The organism is Pseudomonas sp. R3-18-08, from assembly GCF_003852065.1.
Classification (GTDB): Bacteria; Pseudomonadota; Gammaproteobacteria; order Pseudomonadales; family Pseudomonadaceae; genus Aquipseudomonas.
Map to the genome: position 1 here is coordinate 1,407,702 of NZ_CP027729.1, position 21,248 is coordinate 1,428,949.

Annotated in this window: 18 protein-coding genes; 10 read left to right on the forward strand and 8 right to left on the reverse strand. The window is 58.7% G+C overall.

Going from position 1 to position 21,248, the window contains the following annotated elements; genetic code table 11:
- Positions 1–58: 58 nt before the first annotated feature.
- The 4 genes from dapD to C4J92_RS06395 form a co-directional block, all read right to left on the reverse strand.
- Positions 59–1,093 (reverse strand): 2,3,4,5-tetrahydropyridine-2,6-dicarboxylate N-succinyltransferase, encoded by a 1,035-nt coding sequence (dapD, locus tag C4J92_RS06380; RefSeq protein ID WP_124403297.1) that lies wholly within the window; start codon positions 1,091–1,093, stop codon positions 59–61.
- A gap of 31 nt (positions 1,094–1,124) precedes the next feature.
- Positions 1,125–1,487, reverse strand: coding sequence for an ArsC family reductase (locus C4J92_RS06385; protein WP_099583364.1), 363 nt, complete (start codon positions 1,485–1,487; stop codon positions 1,125–1,127).
- A gap of 181 nt (positions 1,488–1,668) precedes the next feature.
- A complete protein-coding gene (locus C4J92_RS06390) occupies positions 1,669–2,505 on the reverse strand; it encodes a DUF3037 domain-containing protein (protein WP_124403298.1) in 837 nt (278 codons plus the stop codon).
- Positions 2,502–3,455, reverse strand: a complete 954-nt coding sequence (locus C4J92_RS06395) for a HipA family kinase (protein WP_256657459.1) — start codon at positions 3,453–3,455, stop codon at positions 2,502–2,504. The genes C4J92_RS06390 and C4J92_RS06395 overlap by 4 nt, the downstream gene beginning before the upstream one ends.
- A gap of 39 nt (positions 3,456–3,494) precedes the next feature.
- Here C4J92_RS06395 and C4J92_RS06400 point away from each other — a divergent pair, with 39 nt between their 5' ends.
- Entirely contained in the window at positions 3,495–5,138 is a 1,644-nt protein-coding gene (locus C4J92_RS06400) for a Na+/H+ antiporter (RefSeq protein WP_124403299.1), read from the forward strand.
- Here the strand turns inward: C4J92_RS06400 and C4J92_RS06405 are convergent.
- The 4 genes from C4J92_RS06405 to map all read right to left on the reverse strand — a co-directional run bounded on the left by C4J92_RS06405 (position 5,131) and on the right by map (position 10,906).
- Positions 5,131–5,871, reverse strand: coding sequence for a M12 family metallopeptidase (locus C4J92_RS06405; RefSeq protein ID WP_124403300.1), 741 nt, complete (start codon positions 5,869–5,871; stop codon positions 5,131–5,133). The genes C4J92_RS06400 and C4J92_RS06405 overlap by 8 nt on opposite strands.
- 116 nt (positions 5,872–5,987) lie before the next feature.
- Positions 5,988–7,187: a succinyldiaminopimelate transaminase gene (dapC, locus tag C4J92_RS06410; RefSeq protein WP_124369877.1), complete on the reverse strand. Its 1,200-nt coding sequence runs from the start codon at positions 7,185–7,187 to the stop codon at positions 5,988–5,990.
- A gap of 157 nt (positions 7,188–7,344) precedes the next feature.
- Positions 7,345–10,047, reverse strand: a complete 2,703-nt coding sequence (locus C4J92_RS06415; protein ID WP_124403301.1) for a [protein-PII] uridylyltransferase — start codon at positions 10,045–10,047, stop codon at positions 7,345–7,347.
- A gap of 64 nt (positions 10,048–10,111) precedes the next feature.
- Positions 10,112–10,906, reverse strand: coding sequence for a type I methionyl aminopeptidase (gene map, locus C4J92_RS06420; protein ID WP_124403302.1), 795 nt, complete (start codon positions 10,904–10,906; stop codon positions 10,112–10,114).
- A 376-nt stretch (positions 10,907–11,282) separates the two neighbouring features.
- Between map and rpsB the strand changes: the two genes are divergently transcribed.
- From rpsB to bamA, 9 genes are all read left to right on the forward strand, one after another.
- Complete coding sequence (gene rpsB, locus C4J92_RS06425) at positions 11,283–12,020, forward strand: 30S ribosomal protein S2 (RefSeq protein ID WP_048719953.1); 738 nt, start codon at positions 11,283–11,285, stop codon at positions 12,018–12,020.
- Between the two features lie 203 nt (positions 12,021–12,223).
- Complete coding sequence (gene tsf, locus C4J92_RS06430) at positions 12,224–13,087, forward strand: translation elongation factor Ts (protein ID WP_124361608.1); 864 nt, start codon at positions 12,224–12,226, stop codon at positions 13,085–13,087.
- Positions 13,088–13,298: 211 nt separating this feature from the next.
- Positions 13,299–14,042 (forward strand): UMP kinase, encoded by a 744-nt coding sequence (gene pyrH / locus C4J92_RS06435; RefSeq protein ID WP_003172271.1) that lies wholly within the window; start codon positions 13,299–13,301, stop codon positions 14,040–14,042.
- Positions 14,039–14,596, forward strand: a complete 558-nt coding sequence (gene frr / locus C4J92_RS06440; RefSeq protein ID WP_124403303.1) for a ribosome recycling factor — start codon at positions 14,039–14,041, stop codon at positions 14,594–14,596. Before pyrH ends, frr begins: the two co-directional genes overlap by 4 nt.
- A gap of 17 nt (positions 14,597–14,613) precedes the next feature.
- A complete protein-coding gene (gene uppS, locus C4J92_RS06445) occupies positions 14,614–15,369 on the forward strand; it encodes a polyprenyl diphosphate synthase (RefSeq protein WP_057723202.1) in 756 nt (251 codons plus the stop codon).
- On the forward strand, positions 15,370–16,176 hold the full coding sequence (locus C4J92_RS06450; protein ID WP_124403304.1) for a phosphatidate cytidylyltransferase: 807 nt from the start codon (positions 15,370–15,372) through the stop codon (positions 16,174–16,176).
- Positions 16,173–17,378 carry a 1-deoxy-D-xylulose-5-phosphate reductoisomerase gene (gene ispC / locus C4J92_RS06455; protein ID WP_124403305.1) on the forward strand — a complete coding sequence of 402 codons (1,206 nt, stop codon included), beginning with the start codon at positions 16,173–16,175 and terminating at the stop codon, positions 17,376–17,378. The genes C4J92_RS06450 and ispC overlap by 4 nt, the downstream gene beginning before the upstream one ends.
- A 38-nt stretch (positions 17,379–17,416) precedes the next feature.
- Complete coding sequence (gene rseP, locus C4J92_RS06460; RefSeq protein WP_124403306.1) at positions 17,417–18,769, forward strand: sigma E protease regulator RseP; 1,353 nt, start codon at positions 17,417–17,419, stop codon at positions 18,767–18,769.
- A 74-nt stretch (positions 18,770–18,843) separates the two neighbouring features.
- Complete coding sequence (gene bamA, locus C4J92_RS06465) at positions 18,844–21,231, forward strand: outer membrane protein assembly factor BamA (RefSeq protein WP_124403307.1); 2,388 nt, start codon at positions 18,844–18,846, stop codon at positions 21,229–21,231.
- Positions 21,232–21,248 lie beyond the last annotated feature (17 nt).

A 21,248-nucleotide genomic window follows, 5' to 3' on the forward strand; every position in this document is an offset into this window, starting at 1 on the left:
GACTCGTATAAGCGAGCCGCACCCGAAGGTGCGGCCCGCTGGGGCATCGAGTGGCTGCTTAGTTGTGAGCGTGCAGCGCTTCGTTCAGTTCGATGGCCGATTTGTGGGTTTTGCACTCCACGGCACCGGTCTCGGAGTTGCGGCGGAACAGCAGGTCCGGTTGGCCGGCCAGTTCACGCGCCTTGACCACTTTGACCAGTTGGTTCTTCTCGTCCAACAGCGCAACTTTGGTCCCGGCGGTCACGTACAGGCCGGACTCCACGGTGTTGCGGTCGCCCAGCGGGATACCGATACCGGCATTGGCGCCGATCAGGCAGCCTTCGCCGACCTTGATCACGATGTTGCCGCCGCCCGACAGGGTACCCATGGTCGAGCAGCCGCCGCCCAGGTCGGAACCCTTGCCGACGAACACGCCTGCCGATACGCGGCCTTCGATCATGCCTGGGCCTTCGGTGCCGGCGTTGAAGTTGACGAAACCTTCGTGCATGACGGTAGTGCCTTCGCCCACGTAGGCGCCCAGGCGCAGGCGGGCGGCATCAGCGATACGCACACCGCTCGGTACGACGTAGTCGGTCATTTTCGGGAATTTGTCCACCGAGAACACTTCCAGCAGCTCGCCGCGCAGGCGTGCTTCCAACTGGCGTTCGGCCAGTTCGGCGATGTCGATCGCGCCCTGGCTGGTCCAGGCCACGTTCGGCAGTTGCGGGAACACGCCGGCCAGGTTCAGGCCGTGGGGTTTGACCAGGCGGTGGGAGAGCAGGTGCAGCTTGAGGTAGGCCTCAGGCGTGGAGGTCAGGGCGACGTCTTCGGCCAGCAAGGTCGCAACCAGCGGCGTATGGCTTTCAGCCAGGCGGCTCAACAGGGCGGCCTGGGTGGCGTCGACGCCTTTGAGCGCATCGGCCAGTTGCAGGGCCTGGGTAACGGTGAAGGTAATCGCCTGGTTGCCTTCGGTGTAGCCAAGGATCGGCGCGATGGCCGCGACGATGTCAGCCGACGGGTTGAGCAAGGGCTGTGCGTAAAACACTTCCAGCCAAGCACCTTGGCGGTTCTGAGTGCCGACGCCGAAGCCCAGGCTGAACAGGGAATTGGACATGCTGTTACCTCTACAAAAATGGAAGGCTGGCCTACTTGAGGGCCGCCGAATAACTATCTGGCTTGAAGCCAATCAGGGTTCTGTCACCGAGATCGAGCACCGGGCGCTTGATCATCGAGGGTTGCGCGAGCATCAATTCAATGGCTTTCGACTGATCGAGATCGGCTTTGCGTTCGTCTTCGAGTTTGCGAAAGGTGGTGCCCGCACGGTTCAAAACCACCTGCCAACCGTGCTCGTCGCACCATTGGGTCAAGTGTTCGCGGTCGATACCGGCCGTTTTGTAATCATGGAACTCATAGCTCACAGCGTGCTCATCAAGCCAGGTGCGCGCCTTTTTCATGGTGTCGCAGGCTTTGATGCCGAAAAGGTGCAAGGTTTTGCTTGAAGCGGTCAAGGAATTGCCCCCTTTGGACGAATGAAAAATGAAAGATCGCGGATTATGCCACGTCAATTCGCCTGGCGCCGCGACTGACTGTTACGGATCGGTCGTGACGATGGAACGACCGTAAACTGTGTGCATGCAGGCGTGACTGGACTTGTGGCACGGATGGAAAAAACCGGCCATGGCCGATTTTTTAGTGAGACATCTCCGGGACGCCGCGTTTTATTTCTTGGAGCTTTTGCGAGTTTGTCATGTGTGCGTTGATGACCCTCACACCGTCGAACTCAGCAAGTGCAAATGTGACTTCCTCGTAAGCCTTAAATAGCTTTGGTTTACCCTGGGCCGGAGGCTCAGCAATGAATAAGGTGTCCTTGGCTAACTTATTGGCTTTGTTCAGACGCATAACTTTCGACAGCCATGCGTCACCATGTTCAAGGATTTTACCCGGTTCAGACTGACCAAAGAAAATCGGTTTGATGGCCTGCTCAGCAATATGATCGTCAAGCATGACGAATGGGAATCTCACATCGTAGTCATTTGTACCCAATCGTTGCTCTTTATAAAGCTGCTTGAGATTCGACGAGGCCAAAAGAGTGCCTAGCTGACGCTCTAGGACCTTCTCTTGATATTCCTTACTGGCAAAGCTGTGATTTACATAATGCTCAAACAAGTCGTCCAGCGCTTGTCCGATATTATCGGTCGCCATGGATCCAGGCTGGCTGAAACGCATCATCGTTTCCCGTGGATGGATGAGGTGTTTGAACGTACTCGTCAGTAACGTCGTCTCAGTTTTATGGTTCGCGAAGAATTCCACGAGACGGTTGAACTCGTCCTCGACTTCACCTTTGGCGCGGAGATAGACTTTATGCTCAAGAGTCTCGAAGAAACGCGTGACACGTTGGCGTTTTGCAGCGACTTTGAATTTGAATTCGCCCGTATTTGCGAGCAGCACAATACCGATGTTCACGAACTCACCGGTTTCCGGGTAAGGCAGGAACCTAAGAATTGAGTAGTTACAAATATATTTCATAATTGCCCCCAGAATTGCTCGTCCTTGAACCTTTCCAGTATTTGTAGCCTTTGCTGAAGGGTTGGTTCGTACTCGTCATCGCAATCATGGTCGCGACAAAGCCATTCATCCGGTAGAAGGGAGATGATCCTACCCCAGTCTGCAAGGGCAGCGTCAAGCAATGGAAGGTAATCCAGACGAGCGAGCAGATTCCCATCAAATGAGCCCAATTGGTCTCTGAATACATGGTACCTCCTGAACTCATCCAAGCTGAGGTGCGGATCAAAAGCTACGTTATGATCGATTACGACCAGCTCACCTTTCGGATCAAGAATAAGGTTGACGTTGCCACCCATTTCTCCAAGGCCACGATCGCCGTTGAGTATCCACCAGTCGAAAAGTAGAACCGTTTTCTTCAAATCAGCGGGTAGAGACTTGAGGTTGGCCCACATGAAGTCGGATGCATTTTCAACCTGCAATGATGCGAATGCGGGTCCACCACTTAGGTCGCTTACACCGTCCATCACGCTAAAGTCGATCAAGCGCTGTGGGACGTCCATTATTCTCCACGGAGGAATGGGCAAACCGAGGTGTTTGCCCAATTCGGCACTCAATGCCTCCGAAACCAGGCCATTGCCGAGCGCTCTGGAAAGCCCTTTTACAAAATAGGTTTGGTCATCGTCAGCCCTGACCAGAAATGGCTGGACAGAGACGCCCTGATGGCTCTGCCTTATGATTTCCTTCGCGGTAATGCGCTTCAGCATCGGCATTCCTGATGATTTCACCGCGCTAAAGTGTGGCGGAATGGTGGGAGTCATTATTTTAAGCAAGGCATGCTGAGTATGCCACGCCCAGCGCGTTTCGGCGCCGTTCGTCAGCGCTGTGCGACGTTTGTGCAAAAGGCAGTGCGCCGCATAGCCGGTTACCATAGCCGGGTAATATGGCACTTCAACGGCCAGTTGTTGCCTCATGTGTGTCGTTGCAAGTCGATTGTCTGGGAAACCCGCGTTATGCAAACCGCCTACACCGTTCTTATCCTGCTGATGCTGGTCAGCGTGTCGCGTCTGGTCGGGCGCATCATTCCCCTGCCGCTGCCGCTGGTACAGATTGCCGCCGGGGCCTTGCTGGCCTGGCCCACGTTGGGGCTGCATGTGGCGCTGGACCCGGAGCTGTTCCTGTTTCTGTTCTTGCCGCCGCTGCTGTTTTCCGATGGCTGGCGCATGCCCAAGCGTGAGCTGTGGCGCCTGCGCGGGCCGATCCTGACCTTGGCCGTGGGGCTGGTGCTGTTTACGGTGGTCGGCGCGGGGTACTTCATTCACTGGATTCTGCCGACGATTCCATTGCCGGTAGCCTTTGCCCTGGCGGCCGTGTTGTCGCCGACGGATGCCGTGGCGGTGTCGGCGATTGCCCAGAATCGCCTGCCTACGCCCTTGATGCACATGCTCCAAGGTGAGGCCTTGATGAATGATGCGTCGGGCCTGGTGACCTTCAAGTTTGCCCTGGCGGCCGCGTTGACCGGGGTGTTTTCCCTGGCCGATGCCAGCCTGACCTTTGTCTTGGTCGCAGTGGGTGGGCTGGCGGTCGGTGTGGCGTTGAGCTGGCTGGTCGGTCGCCTGCGCGCCTGGATGATTGCACGGGGTTGGGATGACCCGGCCACCCACGTGGTGTTCATGTTGCTGCTGCCCTTCGCGGCCTACGTACTGGCGGAACGCTTGGGCGCGTCGGGCATTTTGTCGGCCGTGGCGGCGGGCATGATGCAGAGCTGGCTGGACCTGCTGCCGCGTCAAACCAGTACACGCCTGCTCAATCGCAGTGTCTGGTCGCTGCTGGAGTTTGCCTTCAACGGCCTGATCTTTCTGCTGCTGGGCCTGCAACTGCCGGACATCATCAAGGCAGTGGTGAGTCATGAACCGACGTTGTGGCCGACCTTGATGTACCGCTACCTGGACGTGATTGCGATCTTCGTGGTGCTGGTGGTGTTGCGCTTTATCTGGGTCCAGAGCATTTGGCGGCTGTCAGGCTTGCTGCGTCGTGTGCGTGGGAAAAGCGAGCTGACCCTGGTGCCCACGGCGCGATCCTGCTGGCTGCTGACGGTGGGCGGCGTACGCGGTGCGGTGACTCTGGCGGGCGTGATGTCGGTGCCATTGCTGCTGGCGCCGGGCCAGGCTTTTCCGGAGCGCGACCTGCTGATCTTTATCGCGGCCGGCGTCATTCTGTTGTCGCTGGTCGCCGCCTGTATCGCGCTGCCGTTGCTGCTTCGCGGGATCGAAAAGAGCCCCGATGAAAAGCGTCACCGAGAGGTTCGCGAGGCCTGGAAAAAAACCGCCGTGGCAGCGATCCATGCGCTGGAAGCTGAAGAGCCCGATGAAACCGTAGTGCCGGATGCGGCTCAAGCGGCATTGGCCACTGAGCTCAAGGCGCGATTGATGTCGGAATATCGCCACCAGCTTGAGGTATTCAACGATTCCGCCGAAGCCCAGGCCCTGGCGCTGCAGATGGATCAACTGGAACGCAAGCTGCGGCTCAAGGGGCTGCGTGCGCAGCGGCTGGAGTTGTATCGTTTGAGTCGCCAACATCAAATTGGCGATGATGTATTGCGCGAAGTCCTGGCGGATCTGGATATGAGTGAAGCGAACTTGGGCAGCGTCAAGTAGTTTGGGCATTGATCATTGCGCGGATGCCGGTACCGAGCAGTTTGCCGAGCAGTGTTTTATCTTCAGGGTACAGTGACTGCACAAAGCTTTTATCGCCTTCAGACAGTTTGAAGTTGCGCGGGATTGGATTTCCGCTATTCAGGTGTGAGGCGCGAATCCCATAGTGCATGATGGATTTGTCATCATAGTTTGAAGTCTTTACCTCTTTGCGCGAGAAGGGGCGGAGGATATCGTTTTTGGCCTTGTAGGAGGGTTCTCCTCTCGATGCATATTCGTCATAGATGTTCTGCCTGTTCAGGTCCAATGTCCGATCGGGGTGCTGATGTTCATGTTTGAGGCCGAGGGCGTGGCCGAATTCATGCTGGATCGTTGCGGCGACGCTGCTTGGCGAGACTGTGAAGTTAATGCCCATGGTCGGTTCGGATAAAGGCACCTTCTTTGCGTCGGTGCCCACGTTTGACCATCCCGCTCTCGTGTCAGCGTCCGCAGTGATGCGGATATCGCCATTGGGGCTGTTGGTGAACTTGAAGTAGAGATTGGTATGCGGCGCCCATGCGTTGATGTTGTGCTTTACCAACGCTTTTTGTTCTGGGGGCATGTTCAGCAGGGAGATAGTCAGCACCGAATGCTGAGGCCAGAGCTTGTCGGGCATGGCGACGCCGCGCTTACTTCTATTGAGCGGCGCGGTGAAGCAATGAACAGAAGGCGAAGTGGGCGAAATCGTGAGCGTCATGGGGGTTCACCTAAGTGTTTATATGAACTTAGGTGTAAGGTTTGCGTGTTTCTGTTCCCTCGCAATGGTTGCAAGAAACAACGCTGGAGGCCGCCCCGTTGGGAGCGGCTTGCGTCTCAACCGCGGCGCTGGATGAAATCGCGAATCCGCCCAGCCGCTTCGACACACTCGGCCAGCGGTGCAACCAATGCCAGGCGTACACGCCCGGCGCCTGGGTTGAAGCCATCCACTTCACGGGACAGGTAAGAGCCCGGCACCACCGTCACATGTTCTTCCACGAACAAATCACGGCAGAAAGCAGCATCGTCCCCATTCACATTCGGCCACAAATAAAAGCCGCCGTCCGGGCTCTGCACATCCAGCACCGGTTTGAGGATCGCCAGCACTGCGTCGAACTTCTCGCGATACAGGTCACGATTGGCCTGTACGTGCGCTTCGTCCTGCCAGGCGGCGATGCTGGCCAGCTGGGTTTGCACCGGCATTGCGCAGCCGTGATAGGTGCGATACAGCAGGAAAGCCTTGAGAATCTCAGCATCGCCAGCGACAAAGCCCGAACGCAGGCCCGGCAGGTTGGAACGCTTGGACAGGCTGTGGAACACCACGCAACGCTTGAAGTCCTGGCGACCCAGTTCGACGCAGGCGCTCAGCAGGCCTGGCGGCGGGGTTTGCTCATCGAAGTACAGCTCGCTGTAGCACTCGTCGGCGGCGATCACGAAGTCGTGTTCATCGGCCAGGGCGATCAGCTTTTTCAGGGTGTCCACCGGAATCAGCGCGCCGGTCGGGTTGCCCGGAGAGCACAGGAACAGGATCTGGCAACGTTTCCAAACGTCTGGCGACACGGCATCGAAGTCCGGGTTGAAACCATTGGTGTCCAGGCACGCCAGGTAATGCGGCTTGGCACCGGCGAGGAACGCGGCGCCTTCGTAGATCTGGTAGAACGGGTTCGGGCTCACCACCAGCGCGTCGTCACCGCGATTGACCACGGTCTGGGTGAAGGCGAACAGCGCCTCGCGTGTGCCGTTGACCGGCAGGATATTGCGCGCCGGGTCCAGCCAGCCTGCAGGTACGTTGAAGCGGCGCTCGCACCAGGCGCCAATGGCCTCGCGTAATGCGGGGATGCCCAGGGTGGTCGGGTACACCGCCATCTGGTCCAGGTTGTTGCTCAGCGCCTCGGCCACGAAACTCGGTGATGTGTGCTTGGGCTCGCCAATCGACAGGGCAATCGGGCGTTTGTCCGGGTTGGGGGTGACACTGCCGAGCAGGGCGCGCAGTTTCTCGAATGGGTAAGGCTGCAGCTGGTTCAGGGCGTTGTTCATCGCAAGTCTCGTCAATTCAGTTGTCGGCACGCGGTCTGGTTGCCGGCGAAAATTCAATGTGGGAGGGGGCTTGCTCCCGATTGCGTTGTGTCAGTCAGCTGATCTTTATCTGATCCGCTGCTATCGGGAGCAAGCCCCCTCCCATATACGCCGGTGTTCATAGGGTCAGGCGCGTCAGCGCGACGCCGGGTTCCTGGGTCACGCTCAATTGCTCCACGATCGCATCCTGCAAACGGCGGCACAGCTCAGGGTCGGACAGCGGCTGGTTATCGGCGTCGGTGATGAAGAACACGTCTTCCACGCGCTCGCCAAGGGTCGCAATCTTCGCGTTCTGCAGCGACAGGTCGAACTCCAGGAAAATCCCGCCGATGCGTGCCAGCAGGCCCGGGCGATCCGGCGCGCTCAGCTCCAGCACGGTCACCGGGCGCTGGGCGTCGTTGGAGATCGTCACCTGCGGCGCAAAGGCAAAGTGCTTGAGCTGGCGCGGTACCCGGCGCTGGATGATGGTCGGGTAATCATCCGGGTTGCGCAGGGCTTCGGTCAGGCCTTCGCGGATCTTCTTCACACGCACCGGATTGTCGCCAATCGAGTCGCCTTCGGTGTCGAGCACAATGTAGGTGTCGAGGGTGAACTGACTGCTGGAGGTGATTACCCGGGCGTCATGAATGTTCAGGTTGAGCTGGTCCATAGCCGCCACGGTTACGGCGAAGAAGTCATGTTGGTCCGGCGCATAAATGAAGATCTGCGTGCCGCCTTCGAATTCGCGCTGGGTGGTTTCCTTGATCAGGACCAGCGGGCCGCCATCGGCCGGCTGTTGAAGGATGGCGTCGGTGTGCCAGGCGACATCGCCGGCGGTGTGACGCAGGAAATAGTCGTCACCCAGTTGCGACCACAGTTGTTCGACATCGTCCGGGTCGTTGCCGCCGCGCACCAGGATATCCAGGGCCGCGCTTTGGGTGCGGCGAATCTGCTCTTCGCGGTCTACCGGGTTTTCCAGGCCGCGGCGCAGGGCGCGCTTGGTCTCGGTGTACAACTGGCGCAACAGGCTGGCGCGCCAGGAGTTCCATAACGTCGGGTTGGTGGCGTTGATGTCGGAGACGGTCAGCACGTAGAGGTAGTCGAGGCGGGTTTCATCGCCGACGATCTGCGCGAAGTCGTGGATCACTTGCGGGTCGGACAAGTCCTTGCGCTGGGCGGTGGTCGACATCACGAGGTGGTTCTGCACCAGCCAGACGATCAGGCGGCTGTCCCACAGCGGCAACTGATGGCGTTGGCAGAACGCTTCGGCATCCACCGCGCCGATCTCCGAGTGATCGCCATGCCGGCCCTTGCCGATGTCGTGGTAGAGGCCGGCCAGGTAGATCAGTTCCGGCTTGGGCAGCTTGGCCATGAGCTTGCTGGCCAGTGGGAATTTCTCTGACACCTGGGTGTACTGCAACTTACGCAAGTGCTTGATCAGGTTCAGGGTGTGGGCGTCCACGGTATAGATGTGGAACAGGTCGTGCTGCATCTGCCCGACGATAAAGCCGAACTCCGGCAGGTAGCGCCCGAGGATGCCGTAGCGGTTCATCCGCCGCAGGTTGCGGTGGATGCCGATCTTGCACTTGAACAGTTCGATAAACAGGCTGGTGTTGCGGATGTCATGACGAAACTCATCGTCGATCAGATGACGGTTTTCCCGCAGCAGGCGAATGGTATCGGCGCGCACGCCTTTGATTTCCGGCTGCTGGGCCATCAGCACGAAGATTTCCAGCATGGCGAACGGCGTGCGGTGGAACACGTTGTCGTTGCGCGCCTCGATGTAACCGTCGTGCAGCTGGAAGCGCGAATTGATCGGTTGCGGCGGCGCTTCGTCTTCGGGGGCCAGGATCACTTCTTCGAAGTGCTGGATGATCAGGTCGCTGAGCTGGGCAATGCTCATCACTACGCGGTAGTACTGTTGCATGAAGCTTTCGATGCTGGTCTTGGCGTCTTCGCCTTCAAAACCCAGCAAGGTCGCGATGGAGCGTTGGTGGTCGAACAGCAGGCGGTCTTCCGAGCGCCCGGCAAGCATGTGCAGGGCGTAGCGTACTTTCCACAGGAATTCCTGGGACGAGGCCAGCAGGGCGTTTTCGCTCTCCACCAAAAAGCCTTCGCCGGCCAGGGCGCGCAGGTTCAGGGTGCCGTATTGGCGACGGGCCACCCACAAAATCGTCTGGATATCGCGCAATCCGCCCGGGGAGCCTTTGACGTTGGGTTCCAGGTTGTATTCGGTGTCGTTGTATTTGTGGTGCCGCGCCTTTTGCTCGGCACGCTTGGCCAGGAAAAAATCCTTGCTCGGCCACATGTGTGCGGTGTTGGTGACTTCGAGCATGCGTTGGCGCAGGCGCTCGGGGCCGGCGATGGTGCGACTTTCCATCAGGTTGGTGATGACGGTCAGGTCGGCGCGGGCCTCTTCGGCGCATTCGTCCACCGAGCGTACGCTCTGGCCGACTTCCAGGCCGATGTCCCACAGCAGCGTCAGAAACCGCTCTATGGAATCGCGAAAAATCTCATGGTCGGCGCTGTCCAGCAGAATCAGCAGGTCGATGTCGGAGTAGGGGTGCAACTCACCACGACCGTAGCCGCCGACCGCCACCAGGGCAATATCCGCCTCGCTGCTCCAGCTGAACTGTTCCCAGGCTTTTTGCAGGATATTGTCGACGAACCAGGCGCGGTCCTCGATCAGCCGGCGTATGTCGCGGCCGCCGCGAAAGCGCTCATCGAGCACCTCGCGGGCCTGGCGGATCGCCTTCTTGAACGCGGCGATAGGGCTTGCCTTCAGCGCCAGTTCGGCCTGGAACTGGCCACGGTCGAAGAGTTCGGGATCCACCTGGGGCATCGATCGGCTTTCCTTTCTATCTATCAGTCATTCACAAAACAGTGGGGGAAAACCTGAGTAATCCCTAAGCTGAAGCAGCATCCGACGTGCGTGGGATCGTGTCGTCGGCGCGCAGGGTGAAAATCTCGTAGCCGGTTTCGGTGACCAGCAGGGTGTGCTCCCACTGGGCCGAGAGTTTGCGGTCCTTGGTGATGGCGGTCCAGCCGTCGCCCAGCACCTTGGTATCGGCCTTGCCCTGGTTGATCATCGGCTCGATGGTGAAGGTCATGCCGGCCTTGAGTTCCATGCCGGTGCCGGCGCGGCCGTAGTGCAGGATCTGCGGCTCTTCATGGAATACGGTGCCGATGCCATGGCCGCAGAACTCGCGCACCACCGAGAAGCCGTTCTTTTCGGCGTGCTTCTGGATCACTTCACCGATATCGCCCAGGCGGCAGCCTGGCTTGACGATCTCGATGGCCTTGTACATGCATTCCTGGGTCACCTGGGACAGGCGCTCGGCCCAGACCGGCACGTTGCCGACGTGGAACATGCGGCTGGTGTCGCCGAAGTAGCGGTTCTTGATCACGGTGACGTCGATGTTCAGGGTGTCGCCGTCCTTCAACGGCTTGTCACCCGGGATCCCGTGGCACACCACGTGGTTGACCGAGGTGCAGATCGACTTGGGAAAGCCTTTGTAGTTCAGTGGGGCCGGGATGGCCTTTTGCACATTGACGATATAGTCATGGCAGATCTGGTTCAGTTCTTCGGTGGTGACGCCGGGCTTGACGTGTTCGGCAATCATTTCCAGCACGTCGGCGGCCAGTTTGCCGGCGATGCGCATGCCGGCGATGTCTTCGGCGGTTTTCAAACTAACGGTCATACAGGCTCTCTCTAGCGCGACGCGCTGAAATCAATACGGTTCACGGGCGTGCGACACTTCGCACAGGCCACAAAAAAACGCGATTCTAACAGACGCGGGCGACAAACCATGAGCCCCTGACGATCGCTTCTCTCTATAGAGTGGGGGTATATCGGCGCCATTCAAAGGGTTGGCGCAAGGAAGCTTGCGGCAAATGTGATTGCGGGTTCCGTTTTCGCCCTTGCTGTGGTATAAAATGCGCCGCTTTCCGGGGATGCCCCGCAGAGCTTAAATCCACACACGTGTCGACACGATGACCTGGGTGCCGGAGGCCTTGAAGCCGCTGGTTGGTCATTGGGATACGTGGAGGCCAAACCCGACTTATTAAGGAACTATCATGTCCCAAGTCAACATGCGCGATATGCTGAAGGCCGGTGTGCACTTCGGTCACCAGACCCGTTACTGGAACCCGAAAATGGGTAAGTACATTTTCGGCGCGCGTAACAAGATCCACATTATCAACCTTGAAAAAACCCTGCCAATGTTCAACGAAGCTTTGACTTTCGTAGAGCGCCTGGCCCAGGGCAAAAACAAGATCCTGTTCGTCGGCACCAAGCGTTCCGCTGGCAAGATCGTTGCTGAAGAAGCAGCACGTTGCGGTTCGCCGTACGTCGATCACCGCTGGTTGGGCGGCATGCTGACCAACTTCAAAACCATCCGTGCTTCCATCAAGCGTCTGCGTGACCTTGAAGTGCAAGCCGAAGACGGTACTTTCGCCAAGCTGACCAAGAAAGAGGCGCTGATGCGCACTCGCGACCTGGAAAAGCTCGATCGTTCCCTGGGTGGTATCAAGGACATGGGCGGTCTGCCTGACGCACTGTTCGTTATCGACGTTGATCACGAGCGCATCGCGATCACCGAAGCCAACAAGCTGGGCATCCCTGTTATCGGCGTAGTCGATACCAACAGCAGCCCGGATGGCGTTGACTACATCATCCCAGGCAACGATGACGCGATCCGCGCTATCCAGCTGTACATGGGTTCGATGGCTGACGCTGTAATCCGTGGTCGCAACCACGTTGCTGGTGGTACCGAGCAGTTCGTTGAAGAAGCTCCGGTAGCCGCAGCTGAGTAATTGACGCCCTGGCGTTGACTCAGTAAGCAAAAAGGGGGCTTGGCCCCCTTTTTGCCACCTCGAAAACCATTTGTTGGCGCCCACTTGTGGCGGCGCATCGTTGCTCTGTAACGTGCAGCAGCCTACAACGGATATTCGGGAAGAATTGATCCCCCGTTCGATCGGGTGGAATGGTTGAAAACCTATCCAAGAGGAATTTGAAAATGGCAGCAATTACTGCAGCGTTGGTTAAAGAACTGCGTGAGCGTACCGGCGAAGGCATGATGGATTGCAAGAAGGCCCTGGAAAAGGCCGACGGCGACATCGAAAAAGCCATTGACGACATGCGTGCTTCCGGCGCCATCAAGGCCGCCAAGAAAGCAGGCAACGTGGCTGCTGAAGGCGCTATCGCTCTGAAAGAAGACGGCAAGTCCGCGGTACTGCTGGAAGTGAACTCGCAGACCGACTTCCTGGCTCTGCAGGACGACTTCAAGGCATTTGTTGCCGCCAGCGTTGAAAAAGCGTTCGCCGACAAACTGACTGACGCCGCTCCGCTGATCGAAGCTCAAGAAGCGGATCGCCTGGTACTGGTCGGCAAGGTTGGCGAAAACGTCAACATCCGTCGCCTGGTGCGCGTTGAAGGTGACGTGGTAGGTGGTTACCTGCACGGCAACAAGATCGGTGTTGCAGTTGTCCTGAAAGGCGGCAACGTTGAACTGGCCAAAGACATCGCTATGCACGTAGCGGCCAGCAACCCTGAGTTCCTGTTGCCTTCGGAAGTTTCTGCCGAAGCGATCGAGCGTGAAAAAGCTGTGTTCCTGCAGCTGAACGAAGAAAAAATCAAAGGCAAGCCAGAAAACATTGTTGAGAACATGGTCAAAGGCCGTATCAGCAAGTTCCTGGCTGAAGCAAGCCTGGTTGAGCAGGCGTTCGTCAAGAACCCTGAAATCAAGGTTGGCGAGCTGGCCAAGAAAGCCGGTGCTGAAATCGTTTCCTTCACCTACTTCAAAGTAGGCGACGGTATCGAGAAGCCGGTCGACAACTTCGCTGAAGAAGTTGCTGCCCAGCTGGCTGCCGCCAAGCAATAAGACAGTTTTCAACTGTCGCCCGAAAGAGGCTGCCCGCTCACGCGCGCAGCCTCTTTTCAAATGGGAAGGCGAATTTATTTGGCTTCCCCTCGGAACTGGCTTACAAAGCCGTGTTCCGATGGCGCTGTGATGGCGTCCAGCTAGAGTGAACGCAAGCCGTAAACGGCTCGCCAAGAATTTTTTAAAAAATACGCCGCAGGAGAGATTCGCAATGGCTCAGCAGGGCAGTGGTTATCAGGCTCGCTATAAACGCATTCTACTCAAGCTCAGCGGCGAGGCCCTGATGGGCTCGGAAGAGTTCGGGATCGACCCCAAGGTACTTGACCGCATGGCGCTCGAAGTCGGCCAACTGGTCGGTATCGGTGTTCAGGTGGGCCTGGTGATCGGTGGTGGCAACCTGTTCCGCGGCGCGGCACTGAGTGCTGCCGGGATGGATCGGGTCACTGGCGACCACATGGGCATGCTGGCCACTGTGATGAACGCCCTGGCCATGCGTGACGCCCTGGAGCGTGCCAATATCTCGGCCATCGTGATGTCGGCTATTTCCATGGTCGGTGTGACCGATCACTACGATCGCCGCAAAGCCATGCGCCACCTGAACGCCAAGGAAGTGGTGATCTTTGCCGCAGGCACCGGTAACCCGTTCTTCACCACCGATTCGGCCGCATGCCTGCGTGCTATCGAAATCGACGCAGACGTGGTGTTGAAGGCGACCAAGGTGGATGGCGTATACACTGCAGATCCATTCAAAGACCCGCATGCCGAGAAGTTCGATCATCTGACCTACGATGAAGTGCTGGATCGCAAGCTGGGTGTGATGGACCTGACGGCTATCTGCCTGTGCCGCGACCACAAGATGCCGCTGCGCGTATTTAACATGAACAAGCCCGGCGCCCTGCTGAATATCGTACACGGCGGCGCAGAAGGGACTCTGATCGAGGAAGGCCAACAATGATCAACGAAATCAAGAAAGACGCCCAAGCGCGTATGCAGAAATCCCTGGAGTCTCTGAGCCACGCATTCGGCCAGATTCGTACCGGCAAGGCGCACCCGAGCATCCTGGGCAGCGTGATGGTGCCCTACTACGGCACGGACACCTCCATTACTCAGGTGGCCAACATCACCGTAAAAGACTCGCGCACCCTGCAGGTCGTGGCCTTCGAGCGCAACATGCTCGCGGCGGTCGACAAAGCTATCCAGAGTGCCGGCTTGAACCTCAACCCGACCAACCTGGGCGAGTTGTTGTTGATTTCCATGCCTGCCCTGACCGAGGAGACCCGCAAGGGCTTCACCAAGCAGGCGCGCAGCGCGGCGGAAGATGCACGGGTTGCCGTGCGTAACATCCGTCGCGATGCCTTGGGTGACCTGAAGAAGCTGGTCAAGGACAAGGAAATCAGCGAAGACGAAGAGCGCCGTGCCGTTGCCGATATCGATAAGCTGACCAAGGATGCGGAGGCCCAGATCACCAAGGCCACCGAAGAAAAAGAAAAGGACCTGATGGCCGTATAAGGGGTCAGGACGCCTTCATGGAAAAGACCAAGCAGACTGTGCCCTCTGTGGTGCCGCGCCATGTCGCGATCATCATGGATGGGAATAATCGCTGGGCGAAAAAACGCTTTATGCCCGGTGTTGCCGGGCATAAAGCGGGTGTCGATGCGGTGCGCGCTGTCATCGAAGTGTGCGCCGAGGCCAAGGTCGAAGTGCTGACGCTGTTTGCCTTTTCCAGCGAGAATTGGCAGCGGCCCGCCGAAGAAGTGAGTGCCTTGATGGACCTGTTCTTCAAGGCGTTGCGGCGCGAGGCCAAGCGCCTCAATGACAACGGCATCAGCCTGCGCATCATTGGTGACCGTTCCCGGTTCCATCCGGAGCTGCAGGCAGCCATGCGTGAAGCCGAGGCTATCACGGCCGGCAGCAACCGTTTCGTGCTGCAAATCGCGGCCAACTACGGCGGCCAGTGGGATATCGCCCAGGCTGCGCAGCGACTGGCCCGCGAAGTGCAGGCCGGTCATTTGCGGCCCGACGACATCACGCCCGAACTGCTGCAAACCTGCCTGGTGACCGGCGACCTGCCGTTGCCGGACTTGTGCATCCGTACCGGTGGTGAGCACCGCATCAGCAATTTCCTGCTGTGGCAGCTAGCCTATACCGAGTTGTATTTCTCCGACCTGTTCTGGCCGGACTTCAAACACGATGCCATGCGCAATGCGCTGGCCGATTTCGCTTCCCGTCAGCGTCGCTTCGGTAAAACGAGCGAGCAGATCGAAGCTGGAGCCCGGGTTTAAATGCTTAAACAACGAATCATCACAGCACTGATCCTGCTGCCGATTGCCTTGTGTGGTTTTTTCCTGCTCGAGGGTTCCGGCTTTGCACTGTTCATCGGCCTGGTGGTAACCCTCGGCGCATGGGAATGGGCGCGTTTGGCGGGCTTCAGCGACCAGTTGCCACGCGTGGCGTACGCCGCGATCGTCGCGCTGTTGCTGTTCCTGATGTACATCCTGCCCGATATCGCGCCCTGGGTGCTGGGGGCGTCGGTATTGTGGTGGGCATCGGCGACGTTCCTGGTGCTGACCTATCCACGCACCAGCGGTCAATGGTCCAGTGTGGCCTGCAAGTTGGTGATTGGCTTGCTGATCCTGCTGCCGGCCTGGCAAGGCTTGGTGGAAATCAAGCATTTCCCGAATGGCAACGAATTGATCCTGGCGGTCATGGTGCTGGTCTGGGGCGCTGACATTGGTGCCTACTTTTCAGGCCGTGCCTTCGGCAAGCGTAAGCTGGCGCCGGCCGTCAGCCCAGGCAAGAGCTGGGAAGGCGTATACGGCGGGCTGGCCTTGACGCTGCTGATTGCGCTGGCGGTCGGTGTGTGGCGCGACTGGTCGGTGAAAGAGATTTTCCTGGCCTTGTTGGGGACTGCCGTCGTGGTATTCATTTCGGTGGTGGGCGACCTTACCGAGAGCATGTTCAAGCGCCAGGCCGGGATCAAGGACAGCAGCAACCTGCTGCCAGGTCACGGTGGTGTACTGGACCGTATCGACAGCCTCACCGCCGCGTTGCCGATCTTTGCCGTGTTGCTGTGGATGATCGCTTCGTGAGCCGTCTGCAGCAGGTCACCGTGCTTGGAGCGACGGGCTCGGTCGGGCTGAGCAGCCTGGATGTCATCGCCCGTCACCCCGATCGTTACCAGGTTTTCGCCCTGACCGGCTTTACGCGCATGAATGAACTGCTGGCGTTATGCGTGCGTCATTCGCCGCGCTTTGCCGTGGTGCCGCAGGCCGCTGCCGCGCGAAGCCTGCAGGATGATCTGCGGGCTGCCGGCCTTGCCACCCAGGTGCTGGTGGGCGAGGAGGGGCTGTGCCAGGTGTCCGCGGACGCCGAAGTGGATACGGTCGTGGCAGCTATTGTCGGTGCGGCGGGTTTGCGCCCGACACTGGCTGCCGTCGATGCGGGCAAGAAAATCCTGCTTGCCAATAAAGAAGCCCTGGTCATGTCCGGCGCGCTCTTTATGCAGGCCGTGCGCAGGAGCGGGGCGGTCCTGTTGCCCCTGGACAGCGAGCACAACGCGATCTTCCAGTGCATGCCCGCTGATTTTGCCCGCGGCCTGGGTCAGGTCGGCGTGCGCCGGATTTTACTGACGGCGTCCGGTGGTCCCTTCCGGCAGACTCCGGTGGATGAGCTGGAGCATGTGTCGCCCGACCAGGCGTGCGCGCACCCGAACTGGTCCATGGGGCGCAAAATCTCCGTGGATTCGGCAAGCATGATGAACAAAGGGCTGGAGCTGATCGAGGCGTGCTGGTTGTTTGATGCGCGGCCTGATCAGGTGGAGGTGGTGATTCACCCGCAAAGTGTGATTCATTCCCTGGTGGATTACGTGGACGGCTCGGTACTGGCGCAATTGGGCAACCCGGATATGCGCACGCCGATCGCCAATGCCCTGGCTTGGCCGGAGCGGATTGATTCCGGTGTGGCACCATTGGACCTGTTTGCCATCGCGCGCCTGGATTTCCAGGCGCCGGACGAACAGCGCTTCCCGTGCCTGCGTCTGGCCCGGCAAGCAGCTGAGGCGGGCAACAGTGCGCCAGCCATGCTCAATGCAGCCAATGAAGTGGCCGTGGCGGCGTTTCTCGAACGGCGCATCCGCTTTCCGCAGATCGCGAGTATCATCGAGGACGTTCTGGATTCTGAGCCGGTTGTGGCTGTGGATGACCTGGGGGCCGTGTTCGAGGCCGATACAAAGGCTCGGGCCCTGGCCGAGCAATGGCTGGGCCGCAACGCGCGTCAGGCTGTAGGCGGGTAAGCGCCTTCAGGCATTGGATTGAAATGCGGAGAAATTAGATGAGTGCGCTCTACATGATTGTCGGCACCCTGGTTGCTCTGGGTGTGCTGGTTACCTTCCACGAATTCGGCCACTTCTGGGTGGCGCGTCGTTGCGGCGTCAAGGTATTGCGTTTTTCCGTCGGTTTCGGCATGCCGCTGGTTCGCTGGCATGACCGTCATGGCACCGAGTTCGTGATCGCAGCCATCCCGCTGGGTGGCTATGTGAAGATGCTCGATGAACGAGAAGGCGAAGTGCCTGCGGACCAGTTGGATCAATCCTTCAACCGCAAGACCGTTCGTCAGCGCATCGCCATCGTCGCTGCCGGCCCGATTGCCAATTTCCTGTTGGCAATGGTGTTCTTCTGGGTCCTTGCCATGCTGGGCAGCCAGCAAGTGCGTCCGGTCATCGGTGCGGTCGAGACGGGCAGTATGGCGGCCAAGGCCGGGCTGCTGGCAGGGCAGGAAATTGTTTCGATTGATGGCGAGCCCACCACAGGTTGGGGCGCGGTCAATTTGCAGTTGGTGCGGCGACTGGGTGAGAGCGGCACTGTCAATGTGGTGGTGCGTGAGCCGGACTCCAGTGCCGAAAGCCCGCGTGAGCTGGCCTTGGACCATTGGCTTCAAGGCGCTGACGAGCCGGATCCGATCAAGTCCCTGGGCATCCGTCCGTGGCGTCCGGCGTTGCCGCCGGTACTCGCCGAGCTGGACCCTAAAGGCCCGGCCCAGGCCGCAGGCCTGAAAACCGGCGACCGGTTGTTGGCCCTTGACGGCCAGGCGCTGGGCGATTGGCAGCAAGTGGTCGACCTGGTACGTGTACGCCCTGATACGAAAATTGTGCTGAAAGTTGAGCGCGAAGGTGCTCAAATCGACGTCCCCGTAACCTTGTCGGTGCGTGGTGAGGCCAAGGCTGCCGGGGGTTACCTGGGGGCCGGGGTCAAAGGTGTCGAGTGGCCGCCATCGATGGTGCGAGAGATCAGCTTCGGGCCATTGGCAGCGATTGGCGAGGGTGCTAAACGCACTTGGACCATGAGCGTGCTGACCCTCGAATCCCTGAAGAAAATGTTGTTCGGCGAGCTCTCGGTAAAAAACTTGAGTGGACCGATAACCATTGCTAAAGTGGCGGGCGCTTCTGCCCAGTCGGGTGTCGCGGATTTCTTGAATTTCCTGGCTTATCTGAGTATCAGCCTTGGAGTTCTGAATTTGCTGCCCATTCCAGTGTTGGATGGGGGGCATCTGCTGTTTTATCTGGTCGAGTGGGTGCGTGGTCGCCCCTTGTCGGATCGGGTGCAGGGTTGGGGGATACAGATCGGTATCAGTTTGGTGGTCGGAGTGATGTTGTTAGCTCTGGTCAACGATCTGGGACGACTGTAACGCTTCGCTGAATTGCGAATCTGCCGCATTTTGCGGCAGTTTGTTTATTGCCAGTTGGAATAAGAAAGGACTTCATGAAACGTCTGCTGCTAACTGCGGTTCTCACCGTATTGATGATCGCCGAAGTTCACGCCGAGTCCTTCACCATCTCCGATATTCGCGTCAACGGCCTCCAGCGGGTTTCCGCGGGTAGCGTCTTTGGTGCCTTGCCGTTGAACGTCGGGGAACAGGCTGATGATCGTCGCCTGGTGGAATCCACTCGTGCGCTGTTCAAAACCGGGTTCTTTCAAGATATCCAACTGGGTCGCGAAGGCAACGTCCTGGTCATCACCGTCGTCGAGCGGCCTTCCGTCGCGAGCATCACGATCGAAGGTAACAAGGCCATCTCCACTGAAGACCTGATGAAGGGGTTGAAGCAGTCGGGCCTGGCCGAGGGTGAAATCTTCCAGCGCGCCACCCTTGAAGGTGTGCGTAACGAGCTGCAACGCCAGTACGTTGCCCAAGGCCGCTACTCGGCAAGCGTGGAGACGGAAGTCATCCCGCAGCCGCGCAACCGGGTAGGCCTGAAGGTCAATATCAACGAAGGCACCGTGGCGGCCATCCAGCACATCAACGTGGTGGGCAACACCAAGTTCGCGGATGAAGACCTGATCGACCTGTTCGAACTCAAGACCACCAACTGGTTGTCGTTCTTCAAGAACGATGACAAGTACGCCCGTGAAAAACTGTCCGGTGACCTGGAACGCCTGCGCTCCTACTACCTGGACCGTGGCTACATCAATATGGACATCGCTTCGACCCAGGTGTCCATCACCCCGGACAAGAAGCACGTCTACATTACCGTCAACGTCAACGAAGGCGAGAAGTACAAGGTTCGTGACGTCAAGCTCAGCGGTGACTTGAAAGTGCCTGAAGATCAGGTCAAGTCCCTGTTGCTGGTCCAGAAAGACCAGGTGTTCTCGCGCAAGCTGATGACCACCACCTCCGAGCTGATTACCCGTCGCCTGGGTAACGAAGGCTATACCTTCGCCAACGTCAACGGCGTGCCGACCCCGAACGATGAAGACCACACCGTGGACATCACCTTCGTTGTCGATCCAGGCAAGCGTGCCTACGTCAACCGCATCAACTTCCGTGGCAACACCAAGTCCTCGGACGAAGTGCTGCGTCGTGAAATGCGCCAGATGGAAGGCGGTTGGGCGTCGACTTACCTGATCGACCAATCCAAGACCCGTCTTGAGCGCCTGGGCTTCTTCAAGGAAGTCAACGTCGAAACCCCAGCCGTACCGGGTGTGGATGACCAGGTCGACGTAAACTACGCCGTTGAAGAACAGGCCTCGGGCTCGATCACCGCCAGCGTCGGTTTCGCACAGAGCGCGGGTTTGATCCTGGGCGGTTCCATCACCCAGAACAACTTCCTCGGTACCGGTAACCGTGTGTCCATCGGCCTGACCCGAAGCGAATACCAGAGCCGATACAACTTCGGTTACACCGACCCCTACTGGACTGCAGACGGTGTGAGCCTGGGCTACAACGCCTTCTACCGCACCACCGACTACGACAAGTTGGACACCCAGCTTGCCAGCTATGCGATCGACAGCCTCGGTGCCGGCGTCAACGTGGGTTATCCGATCAGTGAAACCTCGCGTCTGACCTTCGGCCTGACCGCGCAGCAGGATGAGATCAAGACCGGTATCTACACCGTGGATGAGATTTTCGACTTCACCCGCCGTGAAGGCGACAAGTTCCTGAACTTCAAGGCGTCTGCCGGCTGGTCCGAGTCGACCCTGAACAAAGGTGTACTGGCGACCCGTGGTCATTCCCAAAGCCTGACCGCAGAAGTCACCACGCCGGGCAGCGACCTGTCGTTCTTCAAGCTTGACTATCGTGGCCAGTTGTTCCAGCCGTTGAGCGATAACTACACCATGCGCCTGCACACCGAGCTGGGTTATGGCGATGGTTACGGTTCGACCAATGGCTTGCCGTTCTATGAGAACTACTACGCGGGTGGTTTCAACTCGGTACGTGGCTTCAAGGACAGTACCTTGGGCCCTCGTGGTACACCGAGCCGCGGTGCCGATAGAACAGGCAACCAGGGCACAGCGCTGGACACGGACGACGACCCGCTGCCGTTCGGTGGTAACGTGCTGATCCAGGGTGGTGCGGAGATTCTGTTCCCGCTGCCGTTCGTCAAGGACCAGCGTTCCCTGCGCACCTCGGTCTTCTGGGACGTGGGTAACGTGTTCGACTCCAAGTGCGAGCAGATCAAGAACCCAAGTGGCTTGAAGTCCAACACCCAGTGCAACGATGTGAGCCTGAGCAATATGGCCAGCTCCGTCGGTGTGGGTGTGACCTGGGTGACTGCGTTGGGCCCGTTGAGCTTTGCTCTGGCCATGCCGATCAAGAAACCGGATAACGCTGAAACCCAGATTTTCCAATTCTCCCTTGGCCAGACGTTCTAAGCGTCTGACCTAAGATA

Excerpts from the sequence above, each read along its gene's own strand:
- tsf (WP_124361608.1), top strand. The coding sequence starts at position 12,224 with ATGGCAGCAATTACTGCAGCGTTGGTTAAAGAACTGCGTGAGCGTACC.
- map (WP_124403302.1), bottom strand. The coding sequence starts at position 10,906 with ATGACCGTTAGTTTGAAAACCGCCGAAGACATCGCCGGCATGCGCATC.
- rpsB (WP_048719953.1), top strand. The coding sequence starts at position 11,283 with ATGTCCCAAGTCAACATGCGCGATATGCTGAAGGCCGGTGTGCACTTC.
- frr (WP_124403303.1), top strand. The coding sequence starts at position 14,039 with ATGATCAACGAAATCAAGAAAGACGCCCAAGCGCGTATGCAGAAATCC.
- C4J92_RS06400 (WP_124403299.1), top strand. The coding sequence starts at position 3,495 with ATGCAAACCGCCTACACCGTTCTTATCCTGCTGATGCTGGTCAGCGTG.
- bamA (WP_124403307.1), top strand. The coding sequence starts at position 18,844 with ATGAAACGTCTGCTGCTAACTGCGGTTCTCACCGTATTGATGATCGCC.
- dapC (WP_124369877.1), bottom strand. The coding sequence starts at position 7,187 with ATGAACAACGCCCTGAACCAGCTGCAGCCTTACCCATTCGAGAAACTG.
- C4J92_RS06450 (WP_124403304.1), top strand. The coding sequence starts at position 15,370 with ATGCTTAAACAACGAATCATCACAGCACTGATCCTGCTGCCGATTGCC.
- C4J92_RS06390 (WP_124403298.1), bottom strand. The coding sequence starts at position 2,505 with ATGAAATATATTTGTAACTACTCAATTCTTAGGTTCCTGCCTTACCCG.
- dapD (WP_124403297.1), bottom strand. The coding sequence starts at position 1,093 with ATGTCCAATTCCCTGTTCAGCCTGGGCTTCGGCGTCGGCACTCAGAAC.
- pyrH (WP_003172271.1), top strand. The coding sequence starts at position 13,299 with ATGGCTCAGCAGGGCAGTGGTTATCAGGCTCGCTATAAACGCATTCTA.
- uppS (WP_057723202.1), top strand. The coding sequence starts at position 14,614 with ATGGAAAAGACCAAGCAGACTGTGCCCTCTGTGGTGCCGCGCCATGTC.
- rseP (WP_124403306.1), top strand. The coding sequence starts at position 17,417 with ATGAGTGCGCTCTACATGATTGTCGGCACCCTGGTTGCTCTGGGTGTG.
- C4J92_RS06415 (WP_124403301.1), bottom strand. The coding sequence starts at position 10,047 with ATGCCCCAGGTGGATCCCGAACTCTTCGACCGTGGCCAGTTCCAGGCC.
- C4J92_RS06395 (WP_256657459.1), bottom strand. The coding sequence starts at position 3,455 with ATGAGGCAACAACTGGCCGTTGAAGTGCCATATTACCCGGCTATGGTA.
- C4J92_RS06405 (WP_124403300.1), bottom strand. The coding sequence starts at position 5,871 with ATGACGCTCACGATTTCGCCCACTTCGCCTTCTGTTCATTGCTTCACC.